The organism is Dactylosporangium siamense (assembly GCF_016862795.1).
Lineage (GTDB): Bacteria > Actinomycetota > Actinomycetes > Mycobacteriales > Micromonosporaceae > Dactylosporangium > Dactylosporangium siamense.
Genome location: NZ_BONQ01000053.1, coordinates 37,770 through 63,344, shown reverse-complemented (window position 1 = coordinate 63,344; position 25,575 = coordinate 37,770). Strand labels below are relative to the sequence as shown.

Below are 25,575 nucleotides of genomic sequence, written 5' to 3'. Positions count from 1 at the left end.
CTGAGGCCGCGATCAGGTGATCCGCGGGCACCGATGCCACGCGGATGTGCGGCACGTCGCGCCCCGCCGAAGGCCGCGTGGTGCCGTAACAGTGTTGAATTCGCGCAGCCCGGCACCGTTGGCGGCGGCAACCGGACGTCTCTCCTTCCACCCCGACCCGCACTCCAGAGAGCGCTCTCTCATCGAGGTGCCGATTAGTTAAGCAGACTCACCAGCCCCTGGCAACGGTTCATCGATTACCGTTTATCGGCGACGGCCCGTGTCCACTTGTTCACTCGGTGTCACCGGGCTGTGTCGTGTCACGTCACCGTCAGGTGGACCAGGTCGGGGTCGCCGGTGCGCCACGCCGGCACGGCCACGGCGATGTACCGCGCGGACACCGACCCGCCGAACGTCGTGTAGGCCGCCCCGTCGGTGGACGTCTCGATGCGGGCGGCCGGGACGGTGCCCGCGGTCCAGGTCAGCGCTACGGCCGCGACGGTCCGGGCGGCGCCGAGGTCGACGACCATCCGCCCGCCGGTGCCGGGCCGCCAGGACGTGGCCGGGTCGCCGTCGACGGCCCGGGACGGCTCGCCCATGCCCGCCGGCAACGGCGAGGTGGGAAACGTGGTGCGGCCGCGGGCCAGGTCGGTGGCCGGGGTCACCGGCCCGCCGAAGGTCGCGGTGTAGCTGCGGGTGGCGCCGGCGGGCACCTGCGCCTGCACCGACCAGCCGCCGGCGGCCAGCCGGACGTCGACGGCCGTGCCGGCCGGGGCGGTGACGCTGAGATGGTGCGAGTCGGCGACGTTGAACCGGGTCCCGGCCGGTGCGGTGCCGGTCACCGTGAACCGGGTGGGCCGCACCGCGCCCCCGCCGGCGGGCACGGACGCGGTCAGGTCCAGCCCGCCGTCGGCGCGGACGACGGACAGTCCCCGGTGGAGCCGGTCGCCGCGCGGCAGCGTCAGCACCGCGTTGTTGACTGCGGTCGTGGACAGGTTGAGCAGCGTGAGGTATCCGTCGGCGTCGCTGAGCCGCAGCGTCGCGGGCCCGCCGGACGGCAGTCGCCGGGCGGCGGCCGCGGCGAGGTCGGTGCCCGTGCCGGTGTAGCCCTCGATCAGGGTCGCGGCCGGGATGCTGACCTGGGTCGGGGAGGCGGTGATCGGGGCGGTGGCGCCGTGCGCGACGACCCCGGCGCGGCCGTCGATCCCGGCCCACGCGCCCAGCGTGGCGACCCCGGGTGCGGCCGCGGCGGTGCTCCACGTGCTGCCGTCGGTGGAGGTCTGCACGAGGTACGACGTCGCGTACGCGGCCTCCCAGGTGAGGGTGACGCTGGTGAGCTGGACGGTGGTGCCGAGGTCGACCGCGAGCCAGCTGTCGGCGCGGCCGCGCTCCTCGCGGGCGACCGCCCAGCGGGTGCCGGCGTTGCCGTCGACGGCGTTCGCGGCGGGGTAGGCGGGATCCGCCGACGAGACGGTGACGGTACGGCCGCGGGCCCGGTCGGTACCGGCTGTGTCGAACGCCTCGAAGGCGAACAGTGAGTAGCCGTACTGGTTGGCCGCGGCCCGGCCGAGGAACCGCACGTGCCGGGCGGTGCGCGCGGGGAACGTCATCCGGTCGGTGCCGCCGTCGCCGACGCCCGTCTGCGGGGTCACGCTGCCGGACGGGCCGGTGAACGTGCGGTTGCCGTCGAGGCCGGGTACCCCGGGCATCGTCAGGTTGAACAGGGTCAGCGACGACGGGCCCGGCCCGGTGTAGACGACGGTGCCGGTCGGCAGCGTGGCGTAGCCGGCCCACCCGGCGGCGGTCTGCAGCACGGTCGCGGTGGAGTCGACGCCGTCGCGGGCGACGCTGTACGCGACGGTCGACTGCCGCGTCGGCGCCGCCGTCTGCGCGGGCAGGAACGCGGGCGCCCGGGTGTCGATCAACCAGTTGTCGTGGCCCGGCTGCCACAGGAACTTGACCTGGCCGGGCTTGGTGACCGCGGCGGCGAAGCCCGTGGCGCTCTGGTGCGCGGTCAGCCCGACGGCTGCGCCGAAGTCGCGGGCACCGGCGGCCGCGGCGAAGAACTCGGCGGCCGTCACCGGCTGCACCGGGGTGGTCCGCCAGCGGTGGAACAGGTAGGCGATGGCGAGCTCGGCCCGGGCCTCCGGCTCGTACTTCTCCTCGCCGCTGAACTTCGTGAGCCGGTTCTCCGGCGCGTACTGCAGGTAGGGCATCAACCGCGCGGCGAGGTCGGCCTCCGCGCGGGCGGCGTGCGGGTCGCCCTGGACCTGCGCGAGGAAGGCGAGGGGCAGCACGTCGCGGCCGTACAGGTGATACCGGTCGGCGACCATCGGCATCACCGGCTCACCCGCGTCGCTGGCGAGCAGGCGCAGCGTCGCCCACAGCTCCCGCCCGTTGGGCTGGCGGGTCAACACCTGCGGCAGCGCCCGGCCGGCGGCGAGGAAGTGCGCGGCCGCCCGCCCCGCGGTCCGCCACAGCTCGGCCTGGTAGTGCGGGTTCGCCGAGTTGTGGTTCTCCACGATGAACGTGTCGTGCAGGTTGCGTGCGACGTTCCAGGCGCTGACCGCCTTGCCGTCGATGACCGTCGGGTTGGCCCGGTCGGCGGCGGGCAGCCCGCTGGAGTTGGCCGCCCAGAACACGAACCGCTCCTGCCAGCGGGCCGCGTCGGCGTCGCCGGTGGGCGCCCACGCCAGGCCGGGCGCGATGGCCTGCGCGTAGACGCCCATCTCCTCGAGCTTGGTGTCGCCGACGTACCCGCCGGTGCTGCCGTTCGGCGTCCAGGAGCCGCTGAGCGGGTCGTTGCCGGTGCCCAGCCCGTACGCGTAGGCGGCCTGCCCACGCGCGATCGCGTCCACGTTCGCGCGGGTGGTCGCGCTCAGCTCCGCCCACAGCAGCCGGGCGGCGAGCACGAAGTACAGCTCGAACGTGGAGTCCCAGAACAGCCGCTTCCCCCACTCGGTCCCGCCGGCGAGCGTGTTCGTCGCGGCGAACCGGGTGATCGTGGCGAGGGTCCGCGAGCGCAGGGTGGCCGCGTCGACCCCGGCGAGGTCGGCGTCGTAGCCGTCGGTGGTCAGCAGCACGGCGTTGCCGAGCACCGCGGCGAACCGGAAGTCGGCGACCCGGTACGCGCCGATCGCCGGATCCCACTGCTGCTGCACCCAGCGGGTGTGCACGAGCAACAGCCGGTGGTACTCGTCGGCGACCGGGTCCACGACCGCGGCGGCGGCGGACGGAAGCGGCAGTGCGAGCGCGCCACCGGCGGCGCCGAGCGATGCGAGCAGGGTGCGGCGGGTCAGCATGCCTGCACCCTCGCAACGCCACGGCACTGGGTCAATCGCCGCCGGCAAGGTTTACAAAACCCAGGCACCCGCAATGCGTTCTCCGGGCATCACGCGATGTCGGGCACCTGCACACGCCGTCTGGTTCGTGGCGGAGCCGGCGGCCCGCCTGCGACTGCGGGCGTTCTCCGGCACCGGGGCCGGCCCGCGGGCAGAATGATCATATGCGGTACGAGACCTTCCTGGCCGAGCACGCGTGGCTGGAGGTGGCGATGTGCTGGACGGTGGTGGAGCCGGTCACGGTTCCGGTCGACGTCGCCGAGGTGGTCCGGCGTCTCGGCGGCGACCCGCGCGACCTACGCCCCCGCGGCCTGGACACCGGGTACGACGTCGGGCCGCACGAGCGGCTCTACTACCTCGACCAGGCCGGCCCGGCGGTCACCATGCTGGAGGTCAACGGCTACGAGGGCCGCCGGCCGGAGGTGCTGCGCCAGCTCAGCGACGGCGCCCGCGTGCACAGCGCCTACTGGAACGTCAATTCGGTCAACCAGCTCAGCTACGCCGTGTACGGCACGCTCGTCACCGCCCTGGACGGCGCGTTTCCCGAGGACCGGTACGGCTCCGACCCGGACGCCCTGGACGACGACTTTCCGTTTCCGGCGCGGGACGAGGACGACGACGAGGACTGGCCGTGGCGGCCCGCGATGCTCGCCTGCATCGAGGCCCGCACCGGCGTGGCCCTCGACGGCGACTGGACGCGGCGAGACCATCCGGCGATCGTCCTGCCGCCGCTGCCGGAGGACCCGCGCCCGCCGAACCCCGGGATCGAGGCAGACCTCGACGCCTCCCTGCGCCTGGCGACCGACGCCGACCGGCGCGCCGCGCTGGCCTGGCTCCTCGACCAGACCGTCGACGCCTTCGACCTGCGCGCCGAACCCGCCCTGCCGGCCGCGTTCGCCGCGTTCCGCGCCGGCCGGCAGCTGGACGAGCCCGGCCAGGCCGCGGTGTACGCGGTCCGGGACCGCCTGTGGCTGCACTGGGAGCGGCACCCGAGCGGCGACGACATGGAGCGCGACCCGGGCTGGCGCCGCGCCCAGGCCGGCTGGGCGCTCGGCGCGGCCCTGTGCGCGGATTCGTGGCAGGACCCGCTCGAGTCGCTGCAGCACCTCCGCCTCGCCTTCGGGGACCGGTGGCCGGGGCTCGCCAAGGACCTCAAGGCCTACCTGAGGTCGGCGGCCGGTTCACCGGTGACAGCGGTGCGTGGCCGTTGAGGACGCGGACGGCTTCCTCGGCCGCGATCGACCGGATGGCTTCGACGGACTGCTCCGAGTAGTAGGCGGCGCGCGGGGTCACGATGACGTTCGGCAGGGTCAGCAGCGGGTTGTCCGGACTCTGCTGCTCCAGGTCGTCCAGCGCGGCACCGGCGATGGTGCCGCGCTCGAGCGCGGCGGCGAGGGCGGCGTCCTCGATGATGGAGCCGTGGGCGGTGCTCACGAGGATCGCGTCCGGTTTCATGCGGGCCAGCGTGGCGGTGTCGATCAGGTGGTGGGTGTCCGGTGTCAGCGGCGCCTGGACGATGAGGTAGTCGGAGTCCATGACGAGGTGGTCGAAGGTGACCGGGCGGACGCCGTAGGCCCGGATGTCCTCGTCGTCGACGAACGGGTCGTGGCTGACGAGGTGGACGCCGAAGGGGCGCGCGCGGTCGGTGATGAGCTTGGCGATCGCGCCGAAGCCGAGCAGGCCGAAGACGCGCCCGCGCACGCGCCGGATCGGCGCGCCGGTCTGCCGGTGCCATGCACCGTGCCGGGTGGCGGTGGCGTACTCGGTGATCCGGCGGGCCGCGCAGAGCCAGAGCGCGATCGCGTGGTCGGCGACCTCCTCGGCGCCCCAGTCGTCGGGCGCGCCGGTGACCTGGATGCCGCGCCGGGTCGCGGCCTCGACGTCGACGACGTCCACGCCGGTGCCGTAGCGGGCGATGACCCGGCAGCGCGGGAGCCGGTGCATCGCGGTCGCGCCGATCCGGGCGTACTGGGTGATGATGCCGTCGGCGTCCTGCCCGTGGCGGATCACCTCGTCCTCCGACCTGCACTGGTACGCGCGAAGGGTGAACCCGGCCTCCTCCACGATGGTCCGCTCGAGCTCGGTGTCGCCGAAGTCGGAGTCGGCGATCATGATCGTGCCGCGATCAGAGTGGGTCACGAGGATGTCCTCTCGACGGAACTCGACGGCGAAGAGGCCTACCCCCGATGTCCCGGCCTAACCCGCCGTCACGGGGCAGCACGACCTCGTCGCGTTCCGTATACGTTTCAACGGGGAAACTTCACCGAGCCCGAGAAGGCAACCTTCCTCGAAACGCTCGCGCGGACGAGCGGACCGCCCTCGACAACGTCCTGCCGAAGGTCGAGTGGGGTCAGGCGTCGACATCGACGCCGAAGTCCCTGGCGAGACCGGCGAGACCGTCAGCCCAGCCCTGACCGACGGCACGCACGCGCCAGCCGCCGTCCCGCCGGTACACCTCGATCGCGACTGCGGCGGTCTCCGTGGTCAACCCGTTCAGCGGGAAGACCGCGACGGCCTCGGATTCGGCGGTGACCGCGACCCGGAGGCGGTGCACCGCCGCAAGCGCGGCGGCGCCGGATCCGTCCAGGCTGACCGCGATGACCACCTTCGCGACCGCGGCCGGCATACCGGGCAGGTCCAGCGCGATGCTGTCCGTGGCAGATGCCGCGCTCGGCTGGTCCCGGCCGACCGCACGGACCGCGCCGCCAGCGCCTGCGGGCTGGTTGTAGAAGACCATCGCGTCCGGGGCGAGTACCCTGCCGTCCCCGCCGCACAGTAACGCGCTCACATCCAGGTCGACGCCGGCGGTCGCCGGATCCCAGGCGAGCGTCACCGTGACCGGCACCGACGGCATCGCCGTGTTCGCGCCCTTCGGCATCGGTACGACCGTGACGTCGTCGATGTGGAACGTGGCCGGCGGGCCTGAACGGTCGGCGATGTCGGTCAGTGACTGGCCGCCGGCGTACGCGGCGCCGACGGCTGCCAGTACCGCGGCGAGTTCAGGCTCGTCACGCAGCTCCAGTGGGACAAGTTCCAGGGCGACGCCCTTGCGGTGCAGGCGGGCGTCGGGGGCTCGCAACAGTTCCTCGACCGGGTCGACGGCGGGCCAGTTCCAGCCGGCGAGCCGCTGCCGGTGGAACCGGCCGGCGTACATCGCGGCCAGGTAGCCGGACGGGTCGGCCGCCGCCGGGTCCCGCCGGATGACCAGGACCTGAGCCTCGGTGACACCGGGGGCGACCGCGAACGCCTCCTTCACCGTCGCCAGCACCGTGGATGCCAGCCATCGCAGGTACAGCTCGGCGAGGTCCTTCTTCGTCCGCTTCGCGCTCGACGGTGCCCCGGCGGCCGTCCGGGTGGGCTTGCGTTCCGGCAGCGTGGCGGTGGTGCCGACCATCACGACCAGGCTGACCAGCGCACCCGACGGGGTCGGCTCGCAGTTGACGCCCACCGCCTCGGATTCGTTGTCGGCGAACGCGGCCTCCAGCACGTCGAGCACCGCACCAGGATCGTTCTCGACGAGCGCCGTCCAGGCCGCCATCTCGGTGGCCCGCTGTGCCTGGTAGGTGCCGGCGCGCGCCGCCTGCTCCGCCGCGACCGTCGCGTCCAGCAGCCCGAGGGCGCGCTGCTTCGCCTCCCGCCGCCCGGCGAAGTCGAACCTGCCCAGCGTCGCCAGCTCCCGCTGCTCCAGCCAGCTGTACACCGCCGCCCGATCGACCGGCTCCGGCCCGGTGTCGGGCGGCGCGACGGTCGTCGGGAAGACCTCGACATGCAGCGACGTCAGCTGTCGCTCCAGCGCGACAAGGGCCTCGAAGGCCTCCTCCGCTGCCTGGCGCCGCGCGTCCCGCTGCAGCTGCGCGATTTGTGCGCGGGTTGGGCCGCCCCCCGGCCGCTGCTCGGCGCCCGGCGGACCGGCCGCCGCTAGTGCTGCGGCGACGGCCGCCAGCGCTGGTGTAGTAGCTGAACGGTCCGAGCCCGGTCGAGAAGCCGGTGCGACCCGCCCCTACATGCACCCGCGCGATCCGCGGCCCGATGCCCATGCGCAGGCCACGACTTGACGCCGAAAGCCGGGTGCCAACCGGATGCCGAACCCCACCTGGTCCTCCACCTGTCGATCCCACGCTGGGCAGCATCGAACCACGGGCGAAGCGTCCAGCACCTACGAAACCACCGGCAGTGGCCGAACCGTCGACGTGAATTCGTCCGAAACGCTGCCCGGCGTCATCGGGAGGACGATGAGACCTCCGAGCGGCGGGTGGCGCGCACCGCCCAGCGGGCCAGCAGCAGCACCGTCGCCACCTCGGCGAGGCCGAGGAGGCGCTCCACCCCGCCCAGCGGAATCGCCCGCCACCAGCGCACGCCCGTCCACGGCTCGGACAGCAGCGCCCACAGGATCGGGGCGAAGCACAGCAGGGACACGACCCCGCCCAGGGCCACCAGCCGCGCGGCCGGCCGGGTGCGCCCGGCACGCAGCCAGGGCAGGGCGGCCAGTAGGGCACCCGCCGGCAGGCTGAGGAACGCGACCAGGCTGGCGGCGCGGTGGATGTCGCCGCTCATCGACGGGCCCGTGGACCAGTTGTGCTTCTCGAACCAGACCACGCCGACCAGGCCGGCGACCCACAGCAGCAGCGCGGCCGCGGCGGCCCGGCGCACCAGGGCGGCGCGGTGCAGCGCGACCAGCACCGCGAAGGAGCCGGCGGCGAGCAGCAGCGTCGCCACGTCGAACATCCAGCCGTTGGACAGCAGCGCGTACTGGCTGATCGTCCGGCTGCTCCAGTCCAGCCCCGCCGACGGCGGCACCACGTGCAGCACGCCGAACAGGACGACGGAGACCGCCACGCACAGCACGCCCAGCCCGGCGAACGCCCCGACGGCCCCAGATCCGCTTCTCATCACCTCCAGCGTGCCACGCGCGGGGACGGCGGCGCCGGAGGAGATTTGCAAGGATCGCATCGGAAGGCATCGGGGACGAGGGGGCATGGATGCGCGAGCTTGAAGGGCTGCACGCGGTCGTGGCGATCCGCGGCGGGAAGACGGTGCTGGAGCACTACGGCGAGGGCGAGGACTCCTCCTGGGCCCGGTCGCTGGGGACCGTGCGGTTCGGGCCGGACACGCTGCACGACCTCCGGTCGGTGACGAAGAGCGTGACGGCGCTGCTGTACGGCATCGCGCTCGGCGAAGGTCTCGTGCCGGCGCCGGAACAGCCGCTGATGCGGTACTTCCCGCAGTATCCGGACCTGGCGGCCGAGCCGGACCGGGCGCGGCTCAGCGTCGAGCACGCGCTGACGATGTCGCTGGGGCTCGAGTGGCGGGAGGACATCCCGTACGACAGCCCCGCCAACGCCGAGATCGCGATGGAGCTGGCCGCCGACCGGTACCGGTACGTGCTCGAACGGCCGGTCGTGGAGCCGCCCGGCACCCGGTGGAGCTACTGCGGCGGCGCGACCGCGCTGCTCGGGCAGCTCATCGCCGACGGGACCGGACAACCCCTCGAACGCTACGGCCGCACCGCCCTGTTCGACCCGCTGGGCATCGAGTCCGTCGAGTGGATGGCCGGCGCCGACGGGGTCGCGTCCGCGGCGTCCGGGCTGCGGCTGACGCCGCGGGACCTGGCGCGGATCGGCGAGCTGGTGCTGGCGGAAGGGGAATGGGACGGCCGCCGGGTGGTGCCCGCCGAATGGATCCGCACGATGGTCCAGCCGCGGCTGCGGACGGACTGGGGCGCGGGGTACGGCTTCCACTGGTACCTGGAGACCATCGCCGGCCAGCGGATGGTGCTCGCCGCGGGCAACGGCGGGCAGCGGCTCGCCGTGGTGCCGGAGCTGGGCCTCGCGGTCGCCGTCACCGCGGGCAACTACGACGACCCGGAGCAGTGGCGGACCCCCGTCGCCGCGCTGGAACAGGTCGTCCTAGCCTGAGCGGATGTCGGAACGGGAAGTCCTTGGGTTCAGCGTCGACGTGGACCGGTTGTGGGCGCTCGTCGGGTCCGGGCAGGACGCCGACGAGCTGCTCGGCAAGGAGGCCGGGGCGGCGGCGGACCTCGACTATCACCTGGCGCACACCTGGCCGGGCATGACCACGGCGCGGCTCGCGGCCGACGTGTTCGCCGGGCGTCTCGACGAGCGCAACGCCGGTGACGTGACCCGCCTGCTGGTGCCGGTGCTGAGTGCCGTCGGGATTCCGGTGTACGACCAGGAGGCGATCTGGCTCCAGGAAACCATGTTCCTGGCGTGGGGGCCGGTCCTCGGCGCGCTCGGCCTGCCGACGCTGGCGGGCCTGTGGGAGACGTCGAACGTCGCGTGGCCGTGGCCGCGCGGCACCGCTCCCAGGTCGACCTGGCCGATCGTGACGGAGCTGCCGCCGGCCGCCGTGGCGGCGGCCGCCGCCGAGTTCGAGGTGGGGACCGGGTGGCGGGCGGCCCCGCCGGATGAGCTGCTCGTCGACGTCGACGGTGAACCCCTCGACGACCTCGACGACGCCCGCGAGGAGCTGGCCGAGCATCTCGACCTGCTGGCCGCCTGGGTCAAGCGGGTGCCGGCCGGTGAGTCCCTGATCCTGGTGATCGACGGAGATCAGTGACGCCCTAGGTATGCCGCGAGCCGGTCGGCGGCGGTCGCCCCGGCCGGCGCGGGTTGTTCCGGGCCGAACGAGCCGCCGGGGGTGCGGGGGAGGGCGCCGTACATCGCCCGCACGGCGGGCAGCACGGCCCCGGCGACCTCCGGGGCGAGATCGGTCGGCTGCCCGGTTGCCCTGGCGAGGTCCCAGCCGTGCACCAGCATCTCGATGACGACCTGTTCGGCCAGCCGCCAGCCGGGCGCGTCGCCGTACCGTTGCCGCAGCATGCCGGGCCGCCGGAACGCTGTGCGGGTCGCGGCGGCGGCGAGCCGGAACGCGGCCACATGGTCGGCACCGAGGTGGTCGGCGGCGAAGTCGGTCCGCGGGGCGCCCTCGGCCAGGCTGGTCCACAGCAGGTTCTCCCACACCAGGTGGTCGATCAGCGCGCGCACGTCCCATCCGGCACACGGGGTGGGGTCGCCGAAGCGGGCGGCTGGCACGGCGGCGACGATCAGTTCGACCTCAGCCAGGACCCGCTCGCAGGCGGCCAGCATCTGCGCCGGGTCGGCATCGGTGCCGTCGAGCATGGCGGCGATGCCGGCGGCGCGGGCGCCGGGGGCCGGGTTCGCCCGCAGCGCGGTCGTCAGCCACTGCCCGGGTGCGGCCAGGCTCGGGCGCACCGGCCAGCCGTTGATGACGCACAGCAGCTGCCAGTACCGTTCGACGCCGGCGTCTGCGGCGACCTCCAGCTGCTCCAGCAGCCGCTGCCGGGCCGCCTCGCCGTCGCCGTCGACCTGGAGGTCGGTGCGGGTCTGGGTGGGCAGCCACGCCTCGACGATGCTGGCCACGACCGGGTCCGCCGCCGGTGAGTCCGGCATGATGCCGGCGTCGATGGCCGCCGTGACCTTCTGTGTCCACAGGTCGGTGAGGTCGCGGAGCGCCTCGACCTCGTGCTCGTCGTGCTCGCCGGGCGCGTGTTCCGCGGCGTACGCGGCCATCCGCGCCAACGCTTCCCGCAGTCGCGGGGTCCGCACCAGGGCGGCCAGTTCGAGCCACGCGTCGAGCTGCTCCGGGGTCGGCTGGTCGGGCAGGTCGGGAGTGGCGGCGAGGAGCCCGTCACGATACGTCGGCACGTCGAGGTCGCCGAGCGCCTCCGCCACGAACTCGTGCACGACGGCGGTCCGTTCGGCCGCGGACAGCCTGGCGAGGCGGGTCAGCTCGGCGAGTTCCCCGGCCCCGTGGGACGACGTCCCCTGCGCGGCCGACCGCAGCACGGCCTGCTGCAGCCGCAGCGTGCGGATCTGCGCCTCGAGCGCGTCGGCGTGGATGGCCGCCGCCTCGGGCAGGCTGCGCTCCCGGTCGACCACCTCGCGGATCGCGGCCATGCCCAGCCCAAGGTCCCGCAGGGTCCGCGCCAGCTCCAGCCGGGCGAGCGCCCGTGCGTCATACCGCCGGTAGCCGGTCGCGCTGCGCTCGGTCGGCGGCACCACGCCGATGTCGGACCAGTGCCGGATCACCTTCACGGGCAGCCCGGTCCGTTTCGCCAGGTCGCCGATACTCCACAAGGTCACACCGTCCACCCTGAGGTCTCCCACGGTGGGAGAGTCAAGTCAGCTCTCCACGGCGACGCCGGTGACCGTCCCGTGCCCGTCGAAGGTCACCGCGACGAGCTGGTCGGTCAGGTCCCGGCCCAGCGTGTAGTCGAACACCGCGGCGGGCTCGTCCGGATACAGCCCGATGCGCACGAGGTGCAACGCGGCCAGGAAGGGCTCGGGCGCCTGCGGGAGGTTGTCCGAGCCGTCGAAGTCCAGGTAGTCGCGGATCACGGCGTCGAGGTCCGCCCGGATGGCCTGCCGCGCCCGCGCGTCGCACCCGGCGACGTCGTCGAGCATCCCCGCCGGCACTTCGGCGTCCCTGGGCGTGACGTCGACGTCGACGGTACGTCCCGCGTGTTCGACGGTGATGTCCAGCATCTGGTCCGGTCCCTTCAGTCGTCGAATTCCCGGAGGAACCACCAGTGTCCACTGACGTGCGTCCACTGCTCATCCGGCCGGGACTGCTCGGGTGCCGAGTCGCGGTCGGGCAGGTAGACGTACGCCCAGTTGTACTCCCGGGACCTGTCCTGGATCTGGACGACGGTCCCCCCGCGGTTGAGGTAGATCCGCTCGACCGCGACACCGGACCGCCTGACCGCGCGGGTCACCTCGGCGTAGTCCGCCCGCGCCTGGGCGTCGAACGGCACCGGGTCGTCGCCGCAGTCCCGCCCGCCGTCACGGAAGATGCCGTGCGGGTACTCCAGGACGTGGCAGGGTCCCGATGCCATCAGGTAGAAGATCCTGAGCCGCTCGACGACGGGCCGCACCTCTTTGTCGAGGCCGGCCACGTCCGCGCGCCACTGGCCGGGCCCGGGAGGTCCGCCGGGCACGAACCGGGCGACCGCGGCGCGCACGGCGCCGCTGCCCGGCACCGTCATGGTGCCGCCGCCCGGCGAGGGCAGCGGACCGGCGACCGCCAGCGCGAGGTAGGCCGCCATCGCGCCGGCCGCGACCGCCACGGAGGTCCGGCGCCGGCGCCGGCGCAGCCGCAGCGCGCGACGCGCACGGGAGGTGACGGTGCCCGGGTCGAACACCACGGCCGGCACGCCGGGGGCGCGGTCCCGCAGGTACGCCACGACGACGGCGTCGTCGGCAGGTCGGGCGGCGCGGCTGGGGTCCATCACTGCCGTCCTTCCAGGAGCAGGACGCGCAACCGGGCCAGGGCCCGCGCGTTGTGGGACTTCACGGTGCCGACGGAGACGCCGAGCTCGGCGGCGGTCTCGGCCTCGGTGAGGTCGAGCAGATGGCGCAGGACGACCACCCGCCGCTGGGCCAGTGGCAGGTCGGCCAGGGCGCGGACCACCTCGTTGCGGCTGTCGACCGCGTCGGCGTGGCTCGGTGTCGCGAGGTCGGGGAGCGCGTCCAGCGACGTCAGCACCTCCCGGCGGCGACGGCGCCACCGGTCGATCCGCAGGTTCACCAGGACCTTGCGCGCGTACGCCCGGGGGCCGGCGGCACAGGCCCGTTCCCACGACCGGTAGGTGCGTTCGAACGTGGTCTGGACCAGGTCCTCCGCGTGACTCCAGTCGCCGGACAGCAGGAGCGCAACCCGGAGCAGGTATGGCCCCACATCGGCGACGAATGCCTCGAACCGCTCGTCCTGGCTTCCGGCCGCCCGGAGCTCGACGCTCGGGGGCGCGCCTGCGGGTTCGGCGCTCACGTCGGACCGCCTCGCGTGCTCATACCATCTACCACGGACGTCTGCGCCGGATGGTTGTCAGCGAGGCTCAACCAGGTCGAACCAGTACCGCCGCAGCCGGCCGGACTCGGCCTCCTGGATGCCCTCGAAGGCGCCGCCGCAGCGTTCGATGGTCTTCGCCGAGGCGGCGTTGCCGGCGGCGCAGACCACCAGGACCCGGTCCAGGCCCTGGGCGCGCGCCTCGTCGAGGGTGCGGGCCAGCGCCCAGGCGGCGAGGCCGCGCCGAGCGGAGGGGCGGATGCCTTGACGTCCTCTCCCACCTGACGGTGGGGGATTCCGGTCTGCTATCCCCCGGTGGGGGCAAGCTCCCGGCGGGTTACCGCTTCGCCGCGCGGTGCCGGGACAGGTCCCGGTCTTATCTGCGCTCCACGGTCGTTGCTGTCCGCCCGTCCGGCGGCCAGGATGTTCAGTGCTGCGTTCACGTCCCGGTCGTGGGTGCTGCCGCACGGGCAGGTCCACGACCGCACGTTGAGCGGCAGCTTGCCGCCGATGCGCCCGCAAGCCGAGCACCGGCGGGTCGACGGGAAGAGCCGGTGGACCTTCCCGAACGTGCGCCCAGCGCGGGCCGCCTTGTACTCCAGCATCGCCGTGAACATGCCCCACCCCGCGTCGTGCACCGACTTCGCCAGCCGGGTCCTGCCCAGACCCGCCACGCACAGGTCCTCGACGTAGATCGCTTGGTTGTCGCGAACCACGATCGTGGACAGTTTGTGCAGCCAGTCCCTGCGGGTGTCGGCCACCTTGGCGTGCGCTCTGGCGACCTTGACGACGGCCTTCCTGCGGTTGTTCGAGCCTCGCTCCTTGCGGCTCAGTGACTGTTGCAACTTCCGCAGCCGCCGGGCCGCGGTGCGCAGGAACCGCGGCGCGGCGACCTTCGCGCCGTCGGAACGGACCGCGAAATGCGTCAAACCGAGGTCGATCCCGACCTGCGAGCCTGACCGCGGCAGCGTGGCGTCCGGTGCCGCCACGACGAACGACGCGAAGTACCGCCCCGCAGCGTCCTTGATCACGGTGACCGACGTCGGCTCGGCAGGCAGGCCTCGCGACCAGCGCACCTCTACGTCGCCGACCTTCGGCAGCCGCAGCCGTCCGTTGGGTAGGACCTTGAAGCGAGCGTTCGCGGTGAACCGGATCGCCTGCCGGTGGTCCTTGCGGGACCGGAACCGGGGCGGCGCCAGCTTGCGGCCCTTGCGCTTGCCGGACAGCGAGTTGAAGAAATTGCGGTAGGCGGTGTTCAGGTCCGCCAGCGCCTGCTGGAGCACGACCGAGGAGACCTCGCCGAGCCAGGCCCGTTCCGGTGTCGACTTCGCGGCTGTGACCCGTTTCGACAGGTTCCCGTCTGAGATGTACGGCAGTCCCGCCGCGCGTGCTTCCTGCCGTGCGCGGAGTGCGTCGTTGAACACGACCCGCGCGCACCCGAACGCTTGCGCCAACGCCTGCTGCTGCCCCGGCGTCGGGTAGACGCGGTAGTTGTACCGCAGCAGCATACGACCAGTTTACCTTGGTCTATGGCACCTGTACGTCCTCGACGATTGAGCGGTACGTGCAGCCGTGCCGGCCGGGGCTGGGAGCCGCCTCGCGGGCCAGTCGCGCCACCCAGGTGGCGAATCCGGCGGGAGTGATCACGTCGTCGGTGGTGGCGATCCCGAAGCCGTCCTCGTGCAGTCCCGGGCCCCACTCGGCGTGGGCGTCGAGCCAGGCTCGGTGCAGGTGGGCGTCGGGCTCGATCAATGCGGGCACAGCACGACGATACGGTGCGGTGCCGGGTCCGCGGAGCTGCTGGCCGGGCCCGGGAAGGGGGCCTCGTCGCGGCGCTCGACGCGGTGTCTGAGGTGCTCGGGTCGGGCGGGACGTCCGGTCAGAGCGAGGGCTGGCCCGGCTGGTCGGTGATGTAGCCCATCTGCGGGGCGGCCTCGTCGCGGCAGGCGGCGGGGGAGAGCACCTCGGAGGTGGTGCCGCCGACGGTGCCGACGCGGAAGGTGCCCTGGGCGCCGGTGCAGGACCGGGCCTTGTACGTGATCGTGGTGCTGTCCGGTGACCAGGCGGGTGCGGTGCCGGTGCGGTCGCTCACCTGGTGCTTGCCGGCGCCGTCGGCGGCCATGACCCAGACGGTGTTGTTGTGCACGTAGGTGATGGTGGTGCCGTCGGGGGAGAGGCGGGGCTGCGAGTTGACCTCGTCCTCGGTGAGCCGCACCTCGCGGCCGCCGTCGTGGATGTAGATGACGCCGGCGCGGGCGTAGACGTCGTGGTCGGCGTGCGCGGCGTGCGCGGCGCTCGGGCCGATCATCGTGCTGAGGCCGGCGATGGCGGTGAAGCCGGCGAGCGTGAGCGCCTTCGTGATCGCGGTGCTGTTCATCCGTGCCCCCTGTGGTTCGTCGCGTCCGTGTGACGCTGAGACCATCGGCGCAACCTGGCGGCACCTGAACGGTTCCCGGCGGGAAACTGCGGAAGTCAGGGCAGGTAGAACGTCAACAGATCCGCGCTGACCGGCGGGAACAGCGCCCGCATCAGGTCGGCGTTCGGGCCCGTGTACACGTCGGCGTGCCGCTCGGCGAGACCGGCGATGCCGTGCGGGCCGAACAGCAGCGGCCCGATCAGGTCCGGGGCCACCCCCGCGCCGCCGAGCGAGGCGGGGCCCTGCATCGGGCCGCCGGCCACGACCGACGTCACGGAGCCACCCGCGCGCTGCAGCCGTACATGACGGCGAAAGAAGGACACGATGACGTCATCGGGACCATCGTGCGGCGCCAGGCGGGCCGACAGCACGGGTCGCAGGTGTTCCAGCAGTGCCGCCACGTCGGGGACCCGCACGTAGTAGTCGTGGGCGTCGGGCTCCGGCGCCGCGAGGCGGTCCGTGAGCAGCCCGGCGCGGTCCTTCGCCTGGAACGGCTCGCCGCCGGCCAGCTCGGCCGCGTGGGCGAGCAGCGCCGCGACGGCGGACGGCTCCGAGACGGCGACCTCGCCCAGGATGACGCCCTCGTCGGGCGGCGTGATCCGGCCGGTACCGATGACGCGCCCGTCCCGCTCGACCACCACCTGCGTGCTGCCGGCCCGGGCGACGACGGCCCGCCAGCACATCGGCGAATGCGGCATGCTCAGGTCGAACCGCCGTTGGGTGGCGTCCTGCAGCTCGGCCATCGCTGCGATGTCGCCGGGCCCGGCGGCGCGCACGGTGCAGCCGTCGGGCCGCGCCGGCACGTCGTGCACCGCGAGGCTCGGCGGGATCGGGACGGCGTACTGGTAGCCGAACTGCCGGTAGAAGTACGGGATGCCGATCATCACCTGCATGAGGTGCCCGCGGCCGGCGGAGCGCTCGTGGGCCCAGCCCATCAGCGCGCGGACCAGGCCGCGACCCTCGTAGGCGCGGTCGGTCGCCACCAGCTCGACCTGCCCGGCCGGGATCGGCCGGCCGGCGAGGACGATGGTCTCGTCGAGCAGCGTCGCGGTGGACACGACCCGGTCCCCGTCGACCACGACCGCGCACGCGTCGAACCCGCCCTCGGCGTCCTGCACCACCAGCCGGTGATCCTCCGGGTCGGCGTCCTCGCCGCGGTCGGCGAGCAGCGCGCCGATCTGGTCGAGGTCGGCGGGCCGGGCCGCGCGCAGGGTCAGTCCACCGGGCAGGTCCATCACCCGATCCTCACGCCGGTGTTGCCGGATGTCCACGGATTTGCCGTGTCCTGGGTCTTGTCCGACCGGAGATTGACAGTCCACGATATAGACCGCTTTATTTACAGTAGTGGTGGGCGGGTGCATGCAGACGCAGAACCTGATCGTGAACGGCACGTTCGAGGCGTCGACCTCCGGCTGGACCACGGTCGAGGGAGCCGCCGCGGTGATCGCGTACGGCACCGCCGGCTACCCGACGCCGACCAGCCCCGGACCGGCCGACCGCGGCGGCAGCTTCGCGGGCGGCGGCACGGTGGCCAGGACCCGGCTGCGGCAGCAGGTGACCCTGCCGTTCCCGGCCCAGATCGACGCGGGCACCGTGACGTTCGAGATCGCCGGATGGCTCGGCGGCTACGCCGACCAGGACGACGGCGCGCGGCTCTCGCTGGAGTTCCTCTCCGCCGCCGGGCTGCCGCTGGGGGTCTGCGTGCTGGGTCCGGTCACCGCTGCCGAGCGCGGCAACGTCACCGGCCTGCTGCGCCGCGCCTGGTCCGGCGTCGTCCCGCCGGGCAGCCGGGCCGCCCGCACGGTGCTGCTGTTCACCCGCGACGGCGGCACCTCGAACGACGGATACGCCGACTCGATCTCGTTGGTGTTGACGGCACCGACGGCGAACCTGCTGGCCAATCCCGGCGCCGACAACGGCACCAGCGGCTGGACGGTGACCGAAGGGGCGCCGGTGGTCATCGCCTACGGCACCACCGGCTACCCGGCGCCCACGAGCCCCGGCCCGCCGGACCGCGGCGCGAACTTCTTCGGCGGCGGTTCGGTCGCCCGGAGCCGCCTCGCGCAGACCGTGACCCTGCCGGCCGGCGCGAGCGGCTTCGAGTTCGCCGCGTATCTCGGTGGCTACGCCGACCAGAACGACACGGCGACCGGCACGGCCACGTTCCTCAACAGCGCCGGCGGGTCCGTCGGCGTGGCCTCGCTCGGCCCGGTGACCGCCGCGGACCGGGGCAACGTGACCGGGCTGCTGCGGCGCTCCACCGGCGGCGCGGTCCCGGCCGGTGCCCGGACCGCCCGGGTGGAGCTGCTGTTCACCCGGGCCGGCGGCACCTCGAACGACGGCTACGCCGACTCGATCCATTTCGGCGTGACAACGGGGGGATCCTGATGGGCCTGGACCGGCGAACCCTGCTGCGGGCCGCGATCAGCGCCGGCGCGTTCAGCGCGGCCTGGCCCCTGACCCGCGGCCCGGGCGAGGCCTATGCGGCGGCCGCCGCCCTCGGCGCGACCTGGGACGCGGCCCCGTTCACCGTCGGCGTCGCGTCCGGCGATCCGCTGCCCACCAGCGTCCTGCTGTGGACCAGGCTCGCCCCGGACCCCCTCGGCGACACCCAGCCGCTGCCCGACATCGTGCAGGTGGACTGGGCCGTGGCCACCGACGCCACGATGGGCACGGTCGTCGCGTCCGGGTCGCTCGCCGCGTCGGTCCTGCTCGGCCACAGCGTCCACGTGATCGCCGAGGGGCTGCAACCCGGCCGGCGGTACTGGTACCGCTTCAGCGCGCTCGGCAGGACCAGCCGCGTCGGGCGCACGAAGACGGCGCCGGTCGGTGCCGTGAGCCAGGTGCGGTTCGCGTCGCTCAACTGCCAGGACTACCGCGCCGGCGAGTACCCCGGCATGCGCGACCTGGCCGCCGACAGCGCCCTGGACTTCGTGGTCCACCTCGGCGACTACATCTACGAGGGATCCGAGCTCGGCACCGCATACACCCTGACCGACTACCGCAAGCTGCACGCGCTGTACAAGGGCGATGCGCTGCTGCGCGACCTGCACGCCGCGCACCCGTTCTACCTCACGTGGGACGACCACGACGTCTTCAACGACTACTCGGGCTCGCGCGGTGCCGCCACGTTCGTCGCCCGGCGCGCCGCGGCCTACCAGGGCTGGTACGAGCACATGCCGCTGCGCCTCGAAGCGGGTGACGACTCCGCGCTGCCGGACCCGCGCATCTACCGTAGCCGGCAGTGGGGCGACCTCCTCGAACTGGTCATCCTCGACCTGCGGCAGCACCGCTCCGAGCAGAACCTCGCCGACGGCACGATCCTCGGCGCCCGGCAGAAGACGTGGCTGAAGGACCGGATCGCGCAGCGCGGCAACGGCTGGCAGTGCTGGATCAACTCGATCTTCCTCAGCCAGCAGCGCGCCCCGCAGGGCGGCTTCATGTTCACCGACCAGTGGGACGGTTTCCGGGCCGAGCGCGCCGAGCTGCTCGCGCACGTCCACACCGCCGGCGGGCCGGACTTCGTGACCGTCACCGGCGACTGGCACAGCGCCTTCATCCAGGACGTCAAGCCGGACTTCGACACCGCGGGCGCCCCGGTGATCGGCACCGAGTTCGTCGCGCACTCCGTCTCCTCCAGCGCCTACTCGGCGTCGTGGAACGCCACCAACGGCCCGCTGCTCGGCGCCGCGAACCCGCACCTGCAGTACTTCGAGGGCAACCGCTACGGCCACGACGTCTACGAGGTGACCCCGCAACGGTGGACGACCCGGCTCCGGGTGGTGTCCAGCCGCACCGACCCGTCCGCCGCCGTCAGCACCCTCACCAGCTGGCACGTCGACCGGGGCCGGGCCGGCGCATACGAGGACCCCGCGACCCGGACGTCGGCCGCGCAGTACCGCCGCTGACCCTTCGTGGGCTTGGCCCATCCACGGTGGTGACCGTGCACGTTCACCCTGGGCGTCAGCGACTGAAGGTCATTCCGGCACGGTGACCCGCCTGGTGGTGTGCCGGCGGCCGGTGCGGATCCGCTCGATGTGGCCGCAGTAGCACTCCAGGTCCAGCAGGACGCCGGTGTCGGTGTTGCGCAGGTTGCGGATGCGGCGCTCGGAGAGCAGGACGCGGGACCCGTGGGCGGGGCAGTCGATGACGAACATGGTCTCAGCCTGGTCCGGCCGGGCGGAATGCGACAGTGGCAGACCTGCACGGGATCGCAGGTTTTCTGCCATCATGGCGGGATGAGCCACCACCCCTTCCGTAAGGTCGCCGTGTATCTGCACGAGGGCACCGGCGCGTTCGGTGCCGGCATCGTCAGCGAGATCTTCGGCTACGACCGCACCGCGCGGGGGCTGCCGGGGTTCGACTTCGCCGCGTGCACCGACCGGCCGGGTCCGGTGGTCACCGACGGCGGGCTCAGGCTGCTGGTGGAGCACGGCCTCGACCGGCTCGCCGAGGCCGACCTGGTGCTGGTGACGTCGTGGGAGCACTTCGACGTGGAGCCGTCGCCGGAGGCGCTCGCCGCGATCAGGACGGCCTACGAGCGCGGCGCCACCATCGCCGGGCACTGCACCGGCACGTACGTGCTCGCCGCCGCCGGGCTGCTGGACGGCCTGCGGGCCACCACCCACTGGCGCTGGGCGGACGCCTTCGCGGCGCGGTTCCCGGAGGTGAAGCTGGTGCCGGAGGTGCTGTACGTGGACGAGGGCCGCATCGTCACCGGCGCCGGCGCGGCCGCCGGGGTCGACATGTGCCTGCACCTGCTGCGCCGGGAGTACGGAGCGGCGGTCGCCAACGGCATCGCCCGGGACATGGTCGTGCCGCCGCACCGCGACGGTGGGCAGGCGCAGTACGTGGCGGCGCCCGTGCCGGTGGACTGCGACGACGAGCGGCTGGCCGAGGTGCTCGGCTGGGCCCGCGAACACCTGCACCTGCCGCTGACCGTGGAGGTCCTCGCCGGCCGGGCGCTGATGAGCCAGCGTTCGTTCGCCCGCCGGTTCGCCGCCGCGACGGGCTCGACGCCGCACGCGTGGGTGCTGTCGCAGCGGCTGCACCGCGCCGAGGAGCTCCTCGAAACGGTGGACCTGCCGATCGAGGAGGTCGCCCGGCAGGTCGGTTTCGGCACCGCGGCGACGCTGCGGGAGCAGTTCGTCCGCCGCCGGGGCATCCCGCCGCGCGCCTACCGCAGGACGTTCGCCACCTGATCCGGGGTGCATTCCGCCGATCCGGTTGACGGTGGAAATGAAAACCGATACCACTAAGGCGTGAAGACTGCTTTCGTGGGCAAGGGTGGCAGTGGGAAGACCACGCTCGCCGCCCTCTTCGCCCGACATCTTGCCGAGGACCGAAACCCGCCGGCGCTGCTGGCGATCGACGCGGACATCAACCAGCACCTGGCGGCGGCGCTCGGGGCCGGACCCGACGCCGTGTTTCCCGCACTTGGTGACCATCTCGACCTGATCAAGGAGCACCTGCGCGGGGACAACCCGCGGATCGCCGGGGCCGCGGCGATGCTGAAGACGACCCCGCCCGGCGCCGGCTCGCGGATCGTCACCATCGACGAGGCCAACCCGATCTACGACCGGCTGGTCACACCGGTCGGCGGGGTGCGGCTCGCGGTCACCGGACCGTTCGCGGAGGGCGACCTCGGTGTCGCCTGCTACCACTCCAAGGTCGGCGCGGTCGAGCTGCTGCTCAACCACATGGTCGACGGGCCGGGCGAATACGTGGTGGTCGACATGACCGCGGGCGCCGATTCGTTCGCGTCCGGGCTGTTCACCCGGTTCGACCTGACGTTCCTGGTGTGCGAGCCGACGGTGCGCAGCGTCGGGGTCTACCTGCAGTACGTCGGCTACGCCCGCGACCACGGGGTGCGGGTCGCGGTCGTCGGCAACAAGGTCGAGGACGCCGGTGACGTGGCGTTCCTGCGCGAACAGGTCGGTGCGGACCTGCTGTGCTGGATCGGCCGGTCCGGCTTCGTCAAGGCCGCCGAGCGCGGGCGGCACCTGCCGGTCGGCGAGCTGGAGGCGGCCAACACCGCCGCGTTGCGCACGATGCGCGCGGCGCTGGACGGCTGCGAGAAGGACTGGGCCCGGTACGCGGCGCAGGCCGCCGACTTCCACACTCGCAACGCGACCGCCTGGGGCAACGCCCGCGCCGGCGCCGACCTGACCACCCAGATCGATCCCGACTTCGTCCTGCGCCCGTCGGCTGAAGTCCTGCGCCCGGCGACCGTCGCCGCGCATTGAAAGCCCTGAAAAGGAGCATCATGTCTCTCGACGTACCGACCGCACTGCTGGAGCGGGCCGAGGCCGGCCCGGTCGACGACGCCGAGTTCGTCGCGTGCGTGCGCGACTCGCTGCCGTACGCCTGGACCGTGATCAGCGGCGTCGCCGGCGAGCTGAACAGCACCGGCGCGGACTTCGCCGACCACGAGATCCCGCCGCCGGGCGAGGCCGAGCGGGGGCAGCTGCTGCGCGCCCTCGCCAGCGACGCGATCCGCGGCGCCCTGGAGCGGCACTTCGGGGTGCGGCTGGCGTTCCAGAACTGCCACCGCGTCGCCGCGTTCGCCCCGGCGGCGGTCGGTGGCGAGCGGCACCAGGCGTTCGTCTCGCCCCGCGGCCAGCTGCTCAACCAGTCGCCGGAGTTGCGCGACTGCTGAGCCCGCGCATGCGCACATAGCGATCCTTTGGCTCGTTATTGAAAATGAAAACCACTACTGTCTGACTCCTGAACGGCTCGACGTTGAGGAGTACCGACATGAAACTGCGATCAGTCGTGGCAGTCGCCACACTCATGAGCCTGGTGTCCGGAGCCGCCGCCTGTCAGAGCAGCGCGGCGGATCCGGGCACCAGGCTCGCCGTGGTGGCGACCACGACCCAGGTGGCCGACTTCGCCCGCAACATCGGCGGCGACCGGGTCGCCGTCACCCAGATCCTCAAGCCCAACATCGACCCGCACGACTACGAGCCCACCCCGGCCGACCTGACCGCGATCGGCGCCGCCACGGTGCTCGTCAAGAGCGGCGTCGGGGTGGAGCACTGGCTCGACGCGACCGTCACCGCCGCCGGGTTCAAGGGCACCCTCGTGGACGCCAGCACCGGCGTGACGATCCGGCAGGGCGACGGTGAGGAGGATCCGCACATCTGGCACGACCCCCGCAACGCGAAACGCATGGTGCGGAACATCGAGCGGGCGTTCGCGGCGGCCGCGCCCGCCGACGCCGCGACGTTCGCGCAGCGGCTCGCCGACTACAGCGCGAAACTGGACGCCCTCGACGCCGACATCGCCGCGAAGATCGGCAAGCTGCCCGCCGGCAACCGCAAGCTGGTCACCAACCACGACGCGTTCGGGTACTACATCGACCGCTACCAGCTGGAGTTCGTCGGCTCGATCATCCCCAGCTTCGACACCTCCGCCGAGCTGTCCGCCCGGGACGTCGACGACATCGTGGCGAAGATCCGGCAGACCGGCGCGAAGGCCGTGTTCTCCGAGAGCTCCCTGCCGCCGAAGACCGCCGAGGCGATCGCCAGGCAGGCCGGGGTCAAGGTCGTCGCCGGTGAGGACGCCCTGTACGGCGACACCCTCGGCCCGGAGGGCTCCGCCGGCGACACGTACCTCAAGATGATGGAACACAACACCGACACCATCGTGCGAGCCCTGGGTGCCTGACGTGGCCCTGCGCATCGAGCGCGTCACCGTCGCCTACGACGGCCGGCCAGTGCTGCAGGACATCGACGGGCAGGTGCTCGCCGGTGAGACCGTGGCGCTGATCGGCCCGAACGGCGCCGGCAAGTCCACCCTGATCAAGGCCGCCCTCGGCCTGGTCCCGGTGGCGTCCGGCACGATCACCGTGCTGGGGCGCCCACCCGCGGACGCCCGCCGCGACGTCGCCTACGTCCCGCAGGCCGACACCCTCGACCCGCAGTTTCCGATCTCGGTGGCGCAGGTCGTGCTCATGGGCCGCTACCGCCGGGTCGGCTGGCTGCGCCGCCCCGGCCGGGCCGACCGGCGGATCGCCGCCGACGCCCTCGACCGGGTCGGCCTCGCCGACCGTGCCCGCGCCCGGTTCGGCACCCTCTCCGGCGGCCAGCGGCAGCGGGTGCTGCTCGCCCGGGCGATCGCCCAGCAGCCGCGGCTGCTCCTGCTGGACGAGCCGTTCAACGGGGTCGACGCGGTCAGCCAGGACGCGCTGCTGGACACGATCGGCGGGCTCAAGCAGCAGGGCGCCGCCGTGCTGATCAGCACCCACGACCTGTCCCTGGCGCACCTGGCCTGCGACTGTGCCTGCCTGCTCAACCGGCGCATGCACGGGTTCGGCCCGGTCGGCGAGGTCCTCACCGCCGACCTGCTGCTCGCCGCGTACGGCGCCGCGCATGGCGCTTTGTACGGCGCCGCGTGATGGACGCGCCGTTCATGCTCCGCGCCCTCGCCGAGCTGCTCCTGCTGGCCGTCCCCGCCGGTGTCGTGAGCACGTTCGTGCTGATCCGCCGGCTCGGGTTCGTCGCGGACACGGTGACCCACACCGTCTTCCCGGGCGTGGTCATCGGGTTCCTCGCCGGTGGGGCCGGCGGCGTGTTCCCCGGGGCGCTCGTGGCGGGGGCGCTGACCGCGGTGCTGCTCACCCTGCTCACGCTGTCGCGGCGGGTCACCGACGACACCGCCATGGCCGTCCTGCTCGCCGGCATGTTCGCGTTGGGTGTGGTACTGGTGTCGCGGCGCACGTCGTACCGTGCCGACCTCACCGCCTTCCTGTTCGGCCGGCTGCTGGCCGTCACGGCGGCGCAGCTGGCCCAGACCGCGGCCGTCGGGCTGCTCGTGCTCGCCGCGCTCGGGCTGCTGGCCAAGGAGCTCCGGCTGCGCGCGTTCGACCCGCAGGCCGCGGCCGCGATGGGATACCGGGTGTGGGCGCTCGACCTGGTGCTCAACCTGAGCATCGCGCTCGTCGTCGTCGCGGCCGCCCAGTCGGTCGGCACGATCCTCGTCATCGCGCTGCTGATCCTGCCGGCCGCGACGGGCCGGCTCCTCTCCGGCCGCCTCGCCGTGATCACCGCGGTCGGCGTGCTCGCCGCCGCGGTCGCCGGCTATCTGGGGCTGGCCGTGAGCTACGCGGCCTCCGTCACCTACGGCCTGCGCCTGGCCGGCGGCGCCACCGTGGTGCTCGCCCTCGTCGCCCTGTACCTCCTGGCCCTGCTGGTGAGGCGCACCGATGCCGTGGCTTGACGTGGCCTTCCACCGTGCCCTCATCGAGGCGGTCCTGGTCGGCGCGGCGGCCGGGCTGCTCGGCGTCCAGGTCGTGCTGCGGCGCCTGTCGTTCTTCACGATGGCCATGACGCACGCCACGTTCCCCGGCGTCGTCGTGGCGGCGGTCGTCGGCGTGAACCTGTACCTCGGTGGCGCCGGTGCCGGGCTGCTCGCCGCGCTCGCCGTCGTCGCCCTGTCCCGGCGCCGGGGCCACGACCCGAGCACCGCGACCGCCGTGGCCCTCGCCGCCGCGTTCGCGCTGGGTGTCGCGCTGCTGTCCGCGCAGGCCGGCTTCACGAAGGACCTGACCGCGTATCTGACCGGCTCGATCCTGACCGTGACCCGCCAGGACCTCGGCGTCGCCGCGGCCGTCACCGCCGCCGTGGCCCTCGTGCTGGCCGCCGGGCACAAGGCCCTGACCTACACGGCGTTCGACCACGCCGGGGCCAGGGCGGCGGGGTACCGCACGGCGGCGATCGACCTCGGCGTCCTGCTGCTGATCGCGGTGGTCGTCGCCACCGCCGTTCCCGCGGTCGGCACGATCCTCACCCTTGCCCTCGTCGCCGCCCCGGCCGGCGCGGCCCGGCTGTGGACCGACCGGATCGGCACCATGACCGCGCTCGCCGTCGCGGTCGCGGTCACCAGCGCCGTCACCGGGCTGCTGCTGTCGCGCGCCTGGGACGTCGCGGCCGGCGGGGCGATCAGCCTCACCGCCGCGGCCGTCTTCGCCGTTTCCCTGCTGCTCGCCAGGCGACGGTATTAGGCGGTACATAA

At 73.2% G+C, this 25,575-nt stretch carries 27 protein-coding genes; 13 read left to right on the top strand and 14 right to left on the bottom strand.

Going from position 1 to position 25,575, the window contains the following annotated elements; genetic code table 11:
• Window positions 1-299: 299 nt before the first annotated feature.
• Window positions 300-3,281: a discoidin domain-containing protein gene (locus Dsi01nite_RS18085; protein WP_203847347.1), complete on the bottom strand. Its 2,982-nt coding sequence runs from the start codon at window positions 3,279-3,281 to the stop codon at window positions 300-302.
• A gap of 203 nt (window positions 3,282-3,484) precedes the next feature.
• Here Dsi01nite_RS18085 and Dsi01nite_RS18080 point away from each other — a divergent pair, with 203 nt between their 5' ends.
• A complete protein-coding gene (locus tag Dsi01nite_RS18080; protein WP_203847346.1) occupies window positions 3,485-4,531 on the top strand; it encodes a DUF6461 domain-containing protein in 1,047 nt (348 codons plus the stop codon).
• Here the strand turns inward: Dsi01nite_RS18080 and Dsi01nite_RS18075 are convergent.
• A complete protein-coding gene (locus Dsi01nite_RS18075; RefSeq protein WP_203847345.1) occupies window positions 4,473-5,459 on the bottom strand; it encodes a C-terminal binding protein in 987 nt (328 codons plus the stop codon). The two genes, Dsi01nite_RS18080 and Dsi01nite_RS18075, sit on opposite strands and share 59 nt — an antisense overlap.
• Window positions 5,460-5,670: 211 nt before the next feature.
• A complete protein-coding gene (locus Dsi01nite_RS18070; protein ID WP_203847344.1) occupies window positions 5,671-7,020 on the bottom strand; it encodes a TerD family protein in 1,350 nt (449 codons plus the stop codon).
• A gap of 66 nt (window positions 7,021-7,086) precedes the next feature.
• Between Dsi01nite_RS18070 and Dsi01nite_RS18065 the strand changes: the two genes are divergently transcribed.
• Complete coding sequence (locus Dsi01nite_RS18065; protein ID WP_203847343.1) at window positions 7,087-7,242, top strand: hypothetical protein; 156 nt, start codon at window positions 7,087-7,089, stop codon at window positions 7,240-7,242.
• 296 nt (window positions 7,243-7,538) lie between these two features.
• On the opposite strand, the gene Dsi01nite_RS18060 is transcribed toward Dsi01nite_RS18065, so the two are convergent.
• Complete coding sequence (locus Dsi01nite_RS18060) at window positions 7,539-8,210, bottom strand: DUF998 domain-containing protein (RefSeq protein ID WP_203847342.1); 672 nt, start codon at window positions 8,208-8,210, stop codon at window positions 7,539-7,541.
• Between the two features lie 89 nt (window positions 8,211-8,299).
• Here Dsi01nite_RS18060 and Dsi01nite_RS18055 point away from each other — a divergent pair, with 89 nt between their 5' ends.
• Window positions 8,300-9,235 carry a serine hydrolase domain-containing protein gene (locus Dsi01nite_RS18055; protein WP_203847341.1) on the top strand — a complete coding sequence of 312 codons (936 nt, stop codon included), beginning with the start codon at window positions 8,300-8,302 and terminating at the stop codon, window positions 9,233-9,235.
• Between the two features lie 4 nt (window positions 9,236-9,239).
• Window positions 9,240-9,896 carry a hypothetical protein gene (locus Dsi01nite_RS18050; RefSeq protein ID WP_203847340.1) on the top strand — a complete coding sequence of 219 codons (657 nt, stop codon included), beginning with the start codon at window positions 9,240-9,242 and terminating at the stop codon, window positions 9,894-9,896.
• On the opposite strand, the gene Dsi01nite_RS18045 is transcribed toward Dsi01nite_RS18050, so the two are convergent.
• The 9 genes from Dsi01nite_RS18045 to Dsi01nite_RS18010 form a co-directional block, all read right to left on the bottom strand.
• Window positions 9,890-11,443, bottom strand: coding sequence for a TIGR03086 family metal-binding protein (locus tag Dsi01nite_RS18045; RefSeq protein ID WP_203847339.1), 1,554 nt, complete (start codon window positions 11,441-11,443; stop codon window positions 9,890-9,892). The two genes, Dsi01nite_RS18050 and Dsi01nite_RS18045, sit on opposite strands and share 7 nt — an antisense overlap.
• 39 nt (window positions 11,444-11,482) lie before the next feature.
• Window positions 11,483-11,845: a DUF2004 domain-containing protein gene (locus Dsi01nite_RS18040; protein ID WP_203847338.1), complete on the bottom strand. Its 363-nt coding sequence runs from the start codon at window positions 11,843-11,845 to the stop codon at window positions 11,483-11,485.
• Between the two features lie 14 nt (window positions 11,846-11,859).
• Window positions 11,860-12,588, bottom strand: coding sequence for a hypothetical protein (locus Dsi01nite_RS18035; protein ID WP_203847337.1), 729 nt, complete (start codon window positions 12,586-12,588; stop codon window positions 11,860-11,862).
• Complete coding sequence (locus Dsi01nite_RS18030) at window positions 12,588-13,127, bottom strand: SigE family RNA polymerase sigma factor (protein WP_203847336.1); 540 nt, start codon at window positions 13,125-13,127, stop codon at window positions 12,588-12,590. The genes Dsi01nite_RS18035 and Dsi01nite_RS18030 overlap by 1 nt, the downstream gene beginning before the upstream one ends.
• Before the next feature lie 57 nt (window positions 13,128-13,184).
• Window positions 13,185-13,316: a hypothetical protein gene (locus Dsi01nite_RS58335; RefSeq protein ID WP_275423390.1), complete on the bottom strand. Its 132-nt coding sequence runs from the start codon at window positions 13,314-13,316 to the stop codon at window positions 13,185-13,187.
• A gap of 134 nt (window positions 13,317-13,450) precedes the next feature.
• A complete protein-coding gene (locus tag Dsi01nite_RS18025) occupies window positions 13,451-14,653 on the bottom strand; it encodes an RNA-guided endonuclease InsQ/TnpB family protein (RefSeq protein WP_203847335.1) in 1,203 nt (400 codons plus the stop codon).
• A 19-nt stretch (window positions 14,654-14,672) separates the two neighbouring features.
• Window positions 14,673-14,906: a hypothetical protein gene (locus Dsi01nite_RS18020; protein WP_203847334.1), complete on the bottom strand. Its 234-nt coding sequence runs from the start codon at window positions 14,904-14,906 to the stop codon at window positions 14,673-14,675.
• A gap of 118 nt (window positions 14,907-15,024) precedes the next feature.
• A complete protein-coding gene (locus Dsi01nite_RS18015; RefSeq protein WP_203847333.1) occupies window positions 15,025-15,522 on the bottom strand; it encodes a TolB family protein in 498 nt (165 codons plus the stop codon).
• A 95-nt stretch (window positions 15,523-15,617) separates the two neighbouring features.
• Window positions 15,618-16,796 (bottom strand): GNAT family N-acetyltransferase, encoded by a 1,179-nt coding sequence (locus tag Dsi01nite_RS18010; protein ID WP_203847332.1) that lies wholly within the window; start codon window positions 16,794-16,796, stop codon window positions 15,618-15,620.
• A 124-nt stretch (window positions 16,797-16,920) separates the two neighbouring features.
• Between Dsi01nite_RS18010 and Dsi01nite_RS18005 the strand changes: the two genes are divergently transcribed.
• Window positions 16,921-17,949 (top strand): hypothetical protein, encoded by a 1,029-nt coding sequence (locus Dsi01nite_RS18005; protein ID WP_203847331.1) that lies wholly within the window; start codon window positions 16,921-16,923, stop codon window positions 17,947-17,949.
• On the top strand, window positions 17,949-19,469 hold the full coding sequence (locus tag Dsi01nite_RS18000) for an alkaline phosphatase D family protein (RefSeq protein ID WP_203847330.1): 1,521 nt from the start codon (window positions 17,949-17,951) through the stop codon (window positions 19,467-19,469). The genes Dsi01nite_RS18005 and Dsi01nite_RS18000 overlap by 1 nt, the downstream gene beginning before the upstream one ends.
• A 69-nt stretch (window positions 19,470-19,538) precedes the next feature.
• On the opposite strand, the gene Dsi01nite_RS17995 is transcribed toward Dsi01nite_RS18000, so the two are convergent.
• Window positions 19,539-19,718: a hypothetical protein gene (locus Dsi01nite_RS17995; RefSeq protein ID WP_203847329.1), complete on the bottom strand. Its 180-nt coding sequence runs from the start codon at window positions 19,716-19,718 to the stop codon at window positions 19,539-19,541.
• Between the two features lie 81 nt (window positions 19,719-19,799).
• Between Dsi01nite_RS17995 and Dsi01nite_RS17990 the strand changes: the two genes are divergently transcribed.
• The 7 genes from Dsi01nite_RS17990 (at window position 19,800) to Dsi01nite_RS17960 (ending at window position 25,564) form a co-directional block, all read left to right on the top strand.
• Complete coding sequence (locus Dsi01nite_RS17990) at window positions 19,800-20,762, top strand: GlxA family transcriptional regulator (protein ID WP_203847328.1); 963 nt, start codon at window positions 19,800-19,802, stop codon at window positions 20,760-20,762.
• A gap of 60 nt (window positions 20,763-20,822) precedes the next feature.
• Window positions 20,823-21,806 carry an ATP-binding protein gene (locus Dsi01nite_RS17985; protein WP_203847327.1) on the top strand — a complete coding sequence of 328 codons (984 nt, stop codon included), beginning with the start codon at window positions 20,823-20,825 and terminating at the stop codon, window positions 21,804-21,806.
• 20 nt (window positions 21,807-21,826) lie between these two features.
• Window positions 21,827-22,219 (top strand): SCO5389 family protein, encoded by a 393-nt coding sequence (locus tag Dsi01nite_RS17980; RefSeq protein ID WP_203847326.1) that lies wholly within the window; start codon window positions 21,827-21,829, stop codon window positions 22,217-22,219.
• Between the two features lie 98 nt (window positions 22,220-22,317).
• The gene (locus tag Dsi01nite_RS17975; protein WP_203847325.1) at window positions 22,318-23,229 is read left to right on the top strand and encodes a metal ABC transporter substrate-binding protein; all 912 of its coding nucleotides are present in this window, start codon (window positions 22,318-22,320) and stop codon (window positions 23,227-23,229) included.
• Window positions 23,222-23,959, top strand: coding sequence for a metal ABC transporter ATP-binding protein (locus Dsi01nite_RS17970; protein WP_239135969.1), 738 nt, complete (start codon window positions 23,222-23,224; stop codon window positions 23,957-23,959). Before Dsi01nite_RS17975 ends, Dsi01nite_RS17970 begins: the two co-directional genes overlap by 8 nt.
• Entirely contained in the window at window positions 23,959-24,780 is an 822-nt protein-coding gene (locus Dsi01nite_RS17965) for a metal ABC transporter permease (protein ID WP_203847324.1), read from the top strand. Before Dsi01nite_RS17970 ends, Dsi01nite_RS17965 begins: the two co-directional genes overlap by 1 nt.
• Entirely contained in the window at window positions 24,767-25,564 is a 798-nt protein-coding gene (locus Dsi01nite_RS17960; protein ID WP_203847323.1) for a metal ABC transporter permease, read from the top strand. Before Dsi01nite_RS17965 ends, Dsi01nite_RS17960 begins: the two co-directional genes overlap by 14 nt.
• The last annotated feature ends 11 nt before the right edge of the window (window positions 25,565-25,575 follow it).

What these genes read in the sequence shown, in the direction of transcription:
- Dsi01nite_RS18085 (WP_203847347.1), bottom strand. Translation starts at nt 3,281, where the DNA reads ATGCTGACCCGCCGCACCCTGCTCGCATCGCTCGGCGCCGCCGGTGGC.
- Dsi01nite_RS18080 (WP_203847346.1), top strand. Translation starts at nt 3,485, where the DNA reads ATGCGGTACGAGACCTTCCTGGCCGAGCACGCGTGGCTGGAGGTGGCG.
- Dsi01nite_RS18065 (WP_203847343.1), top strand. Translation starts at nt 7,087, where the DNA reads ATGCAGCGACGTCAGCTGTCGCTCCAGCGCGACAAGGGCCTCGAAGGC.
- Dsi01nite_RS18060 (WP_203847342.1), bottom strand. Translation starts at nt 8,210, where the DNA reads ATGAGAAGCGGATCTGGGGCCGTCGGGGCGTTCGCCGGGCTGGGCGTG.
- Dsi01nite_RS18055 (WP_203847341.1), top strand. Translation starts at nt 8,300, where the DNA reads ATGCGCGAGCTTGAAGGGCTGCACGCGGTCGTGGCGATCCGCGGCGGG.
- Dsi01nite_RS18050 (WP_203847340.1), top strand. Translation starts at nt 9,240, where the DNA reads ATGTCGGAACGGGAAGTCCTTGGGTTCAGCGTCGACGTGGACCGGTTG.
- Dsi01nite_RS18040 (WP_203847338.1), bottom strand. Translation starts at nt 11,845, where the DNA reads ATGCTGGACATCACCGTCGAACACGCGGGACGTACCGTCGACGTCGAC.
- Dsi01nite_RS18035 (WP_203847337.1), bottom strand. Translation starts at nt 12,588, where the DNA reads ATGGACCCCAGCCGCGCCGCCCGACCTGCCGACGACGCCGTCGTCGTG.
- Dsi01nite_RS18025 (WP_203847335.1), bottom strand. Translation starts at nt 14,653, where the DNA reads ATGCTGCTGCGGTACAACTACCGCGTCTACCCGACGCCGGGGCAGCAG.
- Dsi01nite_RS18015 (WP_203847333.1), bottom strand. Translation starts at nt 15,522, where the DNA reads ATGAACAGCACCGCGATCACGAAGGCGCTCACGCTCGCCGGCTTCACC.
- Dsi01nite_RS18010 (WP_203847332.1), bottom strand. Translation starts at nt 16,796, where the DNA reads ATGGACCTGCCCGGTGGACTGACCCTGCGCGCGGCCCGGCCCGCCGAC.
- Dsi01nite_RS18005 (WP_203847331.1), top strand. Translation starts at nt 16,921, where the DNA reads ATGCAGACGCAGAACCTGATCGTGAACGGCACGTTCGAGGCGTCGACC.
- Dsi01nite_RS18000 (WP_203847330.1), top strand. Translation starts at nt 17,949, where the DNA reads ATGGGCCTGGACCGGCGAACCCTGCTGCGGGCCGCGATCAGCGCCGGC.
- Dsi01nite_RS17995 (WP_203847329.1), bottom strand. Translation starts at nt 19,718, where the DNA reads ATGTTCGTCATCGACTGCCCCGCCCACGGGTCCCGCGTCCTGCTCTCC.
- Dsi01nite_RS17990 (WP_203847328.1), top strand. Translation starts at nt 19,800, where the DNA reads ATGAGCCACCACCCCTTCCGTAAGGTCGCCGTGTATCTGCACGAGGGC.
- Dsi01nite_RS17980 (WP_203847326.1), top strand. Translation starts at nt 21,827, where the DNA reads ATGTCTCTCGACGTACCGACCGCACTGCTGGAGCGGGCCGAGGCCGGC.
- Dsi01nite_RS17975 (WP_203847325.1), top strand. Translation starts at nt 22,318, where the DNA reads ATGAAACTGCGATCAGTCGTGGCAGTCGCCACACTCATGAGCCTGGTG.
- Dsi01nite_RS17965 (WP_203847324.1), top strand. Translation starts at nt 23,959, where the DNA reads ATGGACGCGCCGTTCATGCTCCGCGCCCTCGCCGAGCTGCTCCTGCTG.
- Dsi01nite_RS17960 (WP_203847323.1), top strand. Translation starts at nt 24,767, where the DNA reads ATGCCGTGGCTTGACGTGGCCTTCCACCGTGCCCTCATCGAGGCGGTC.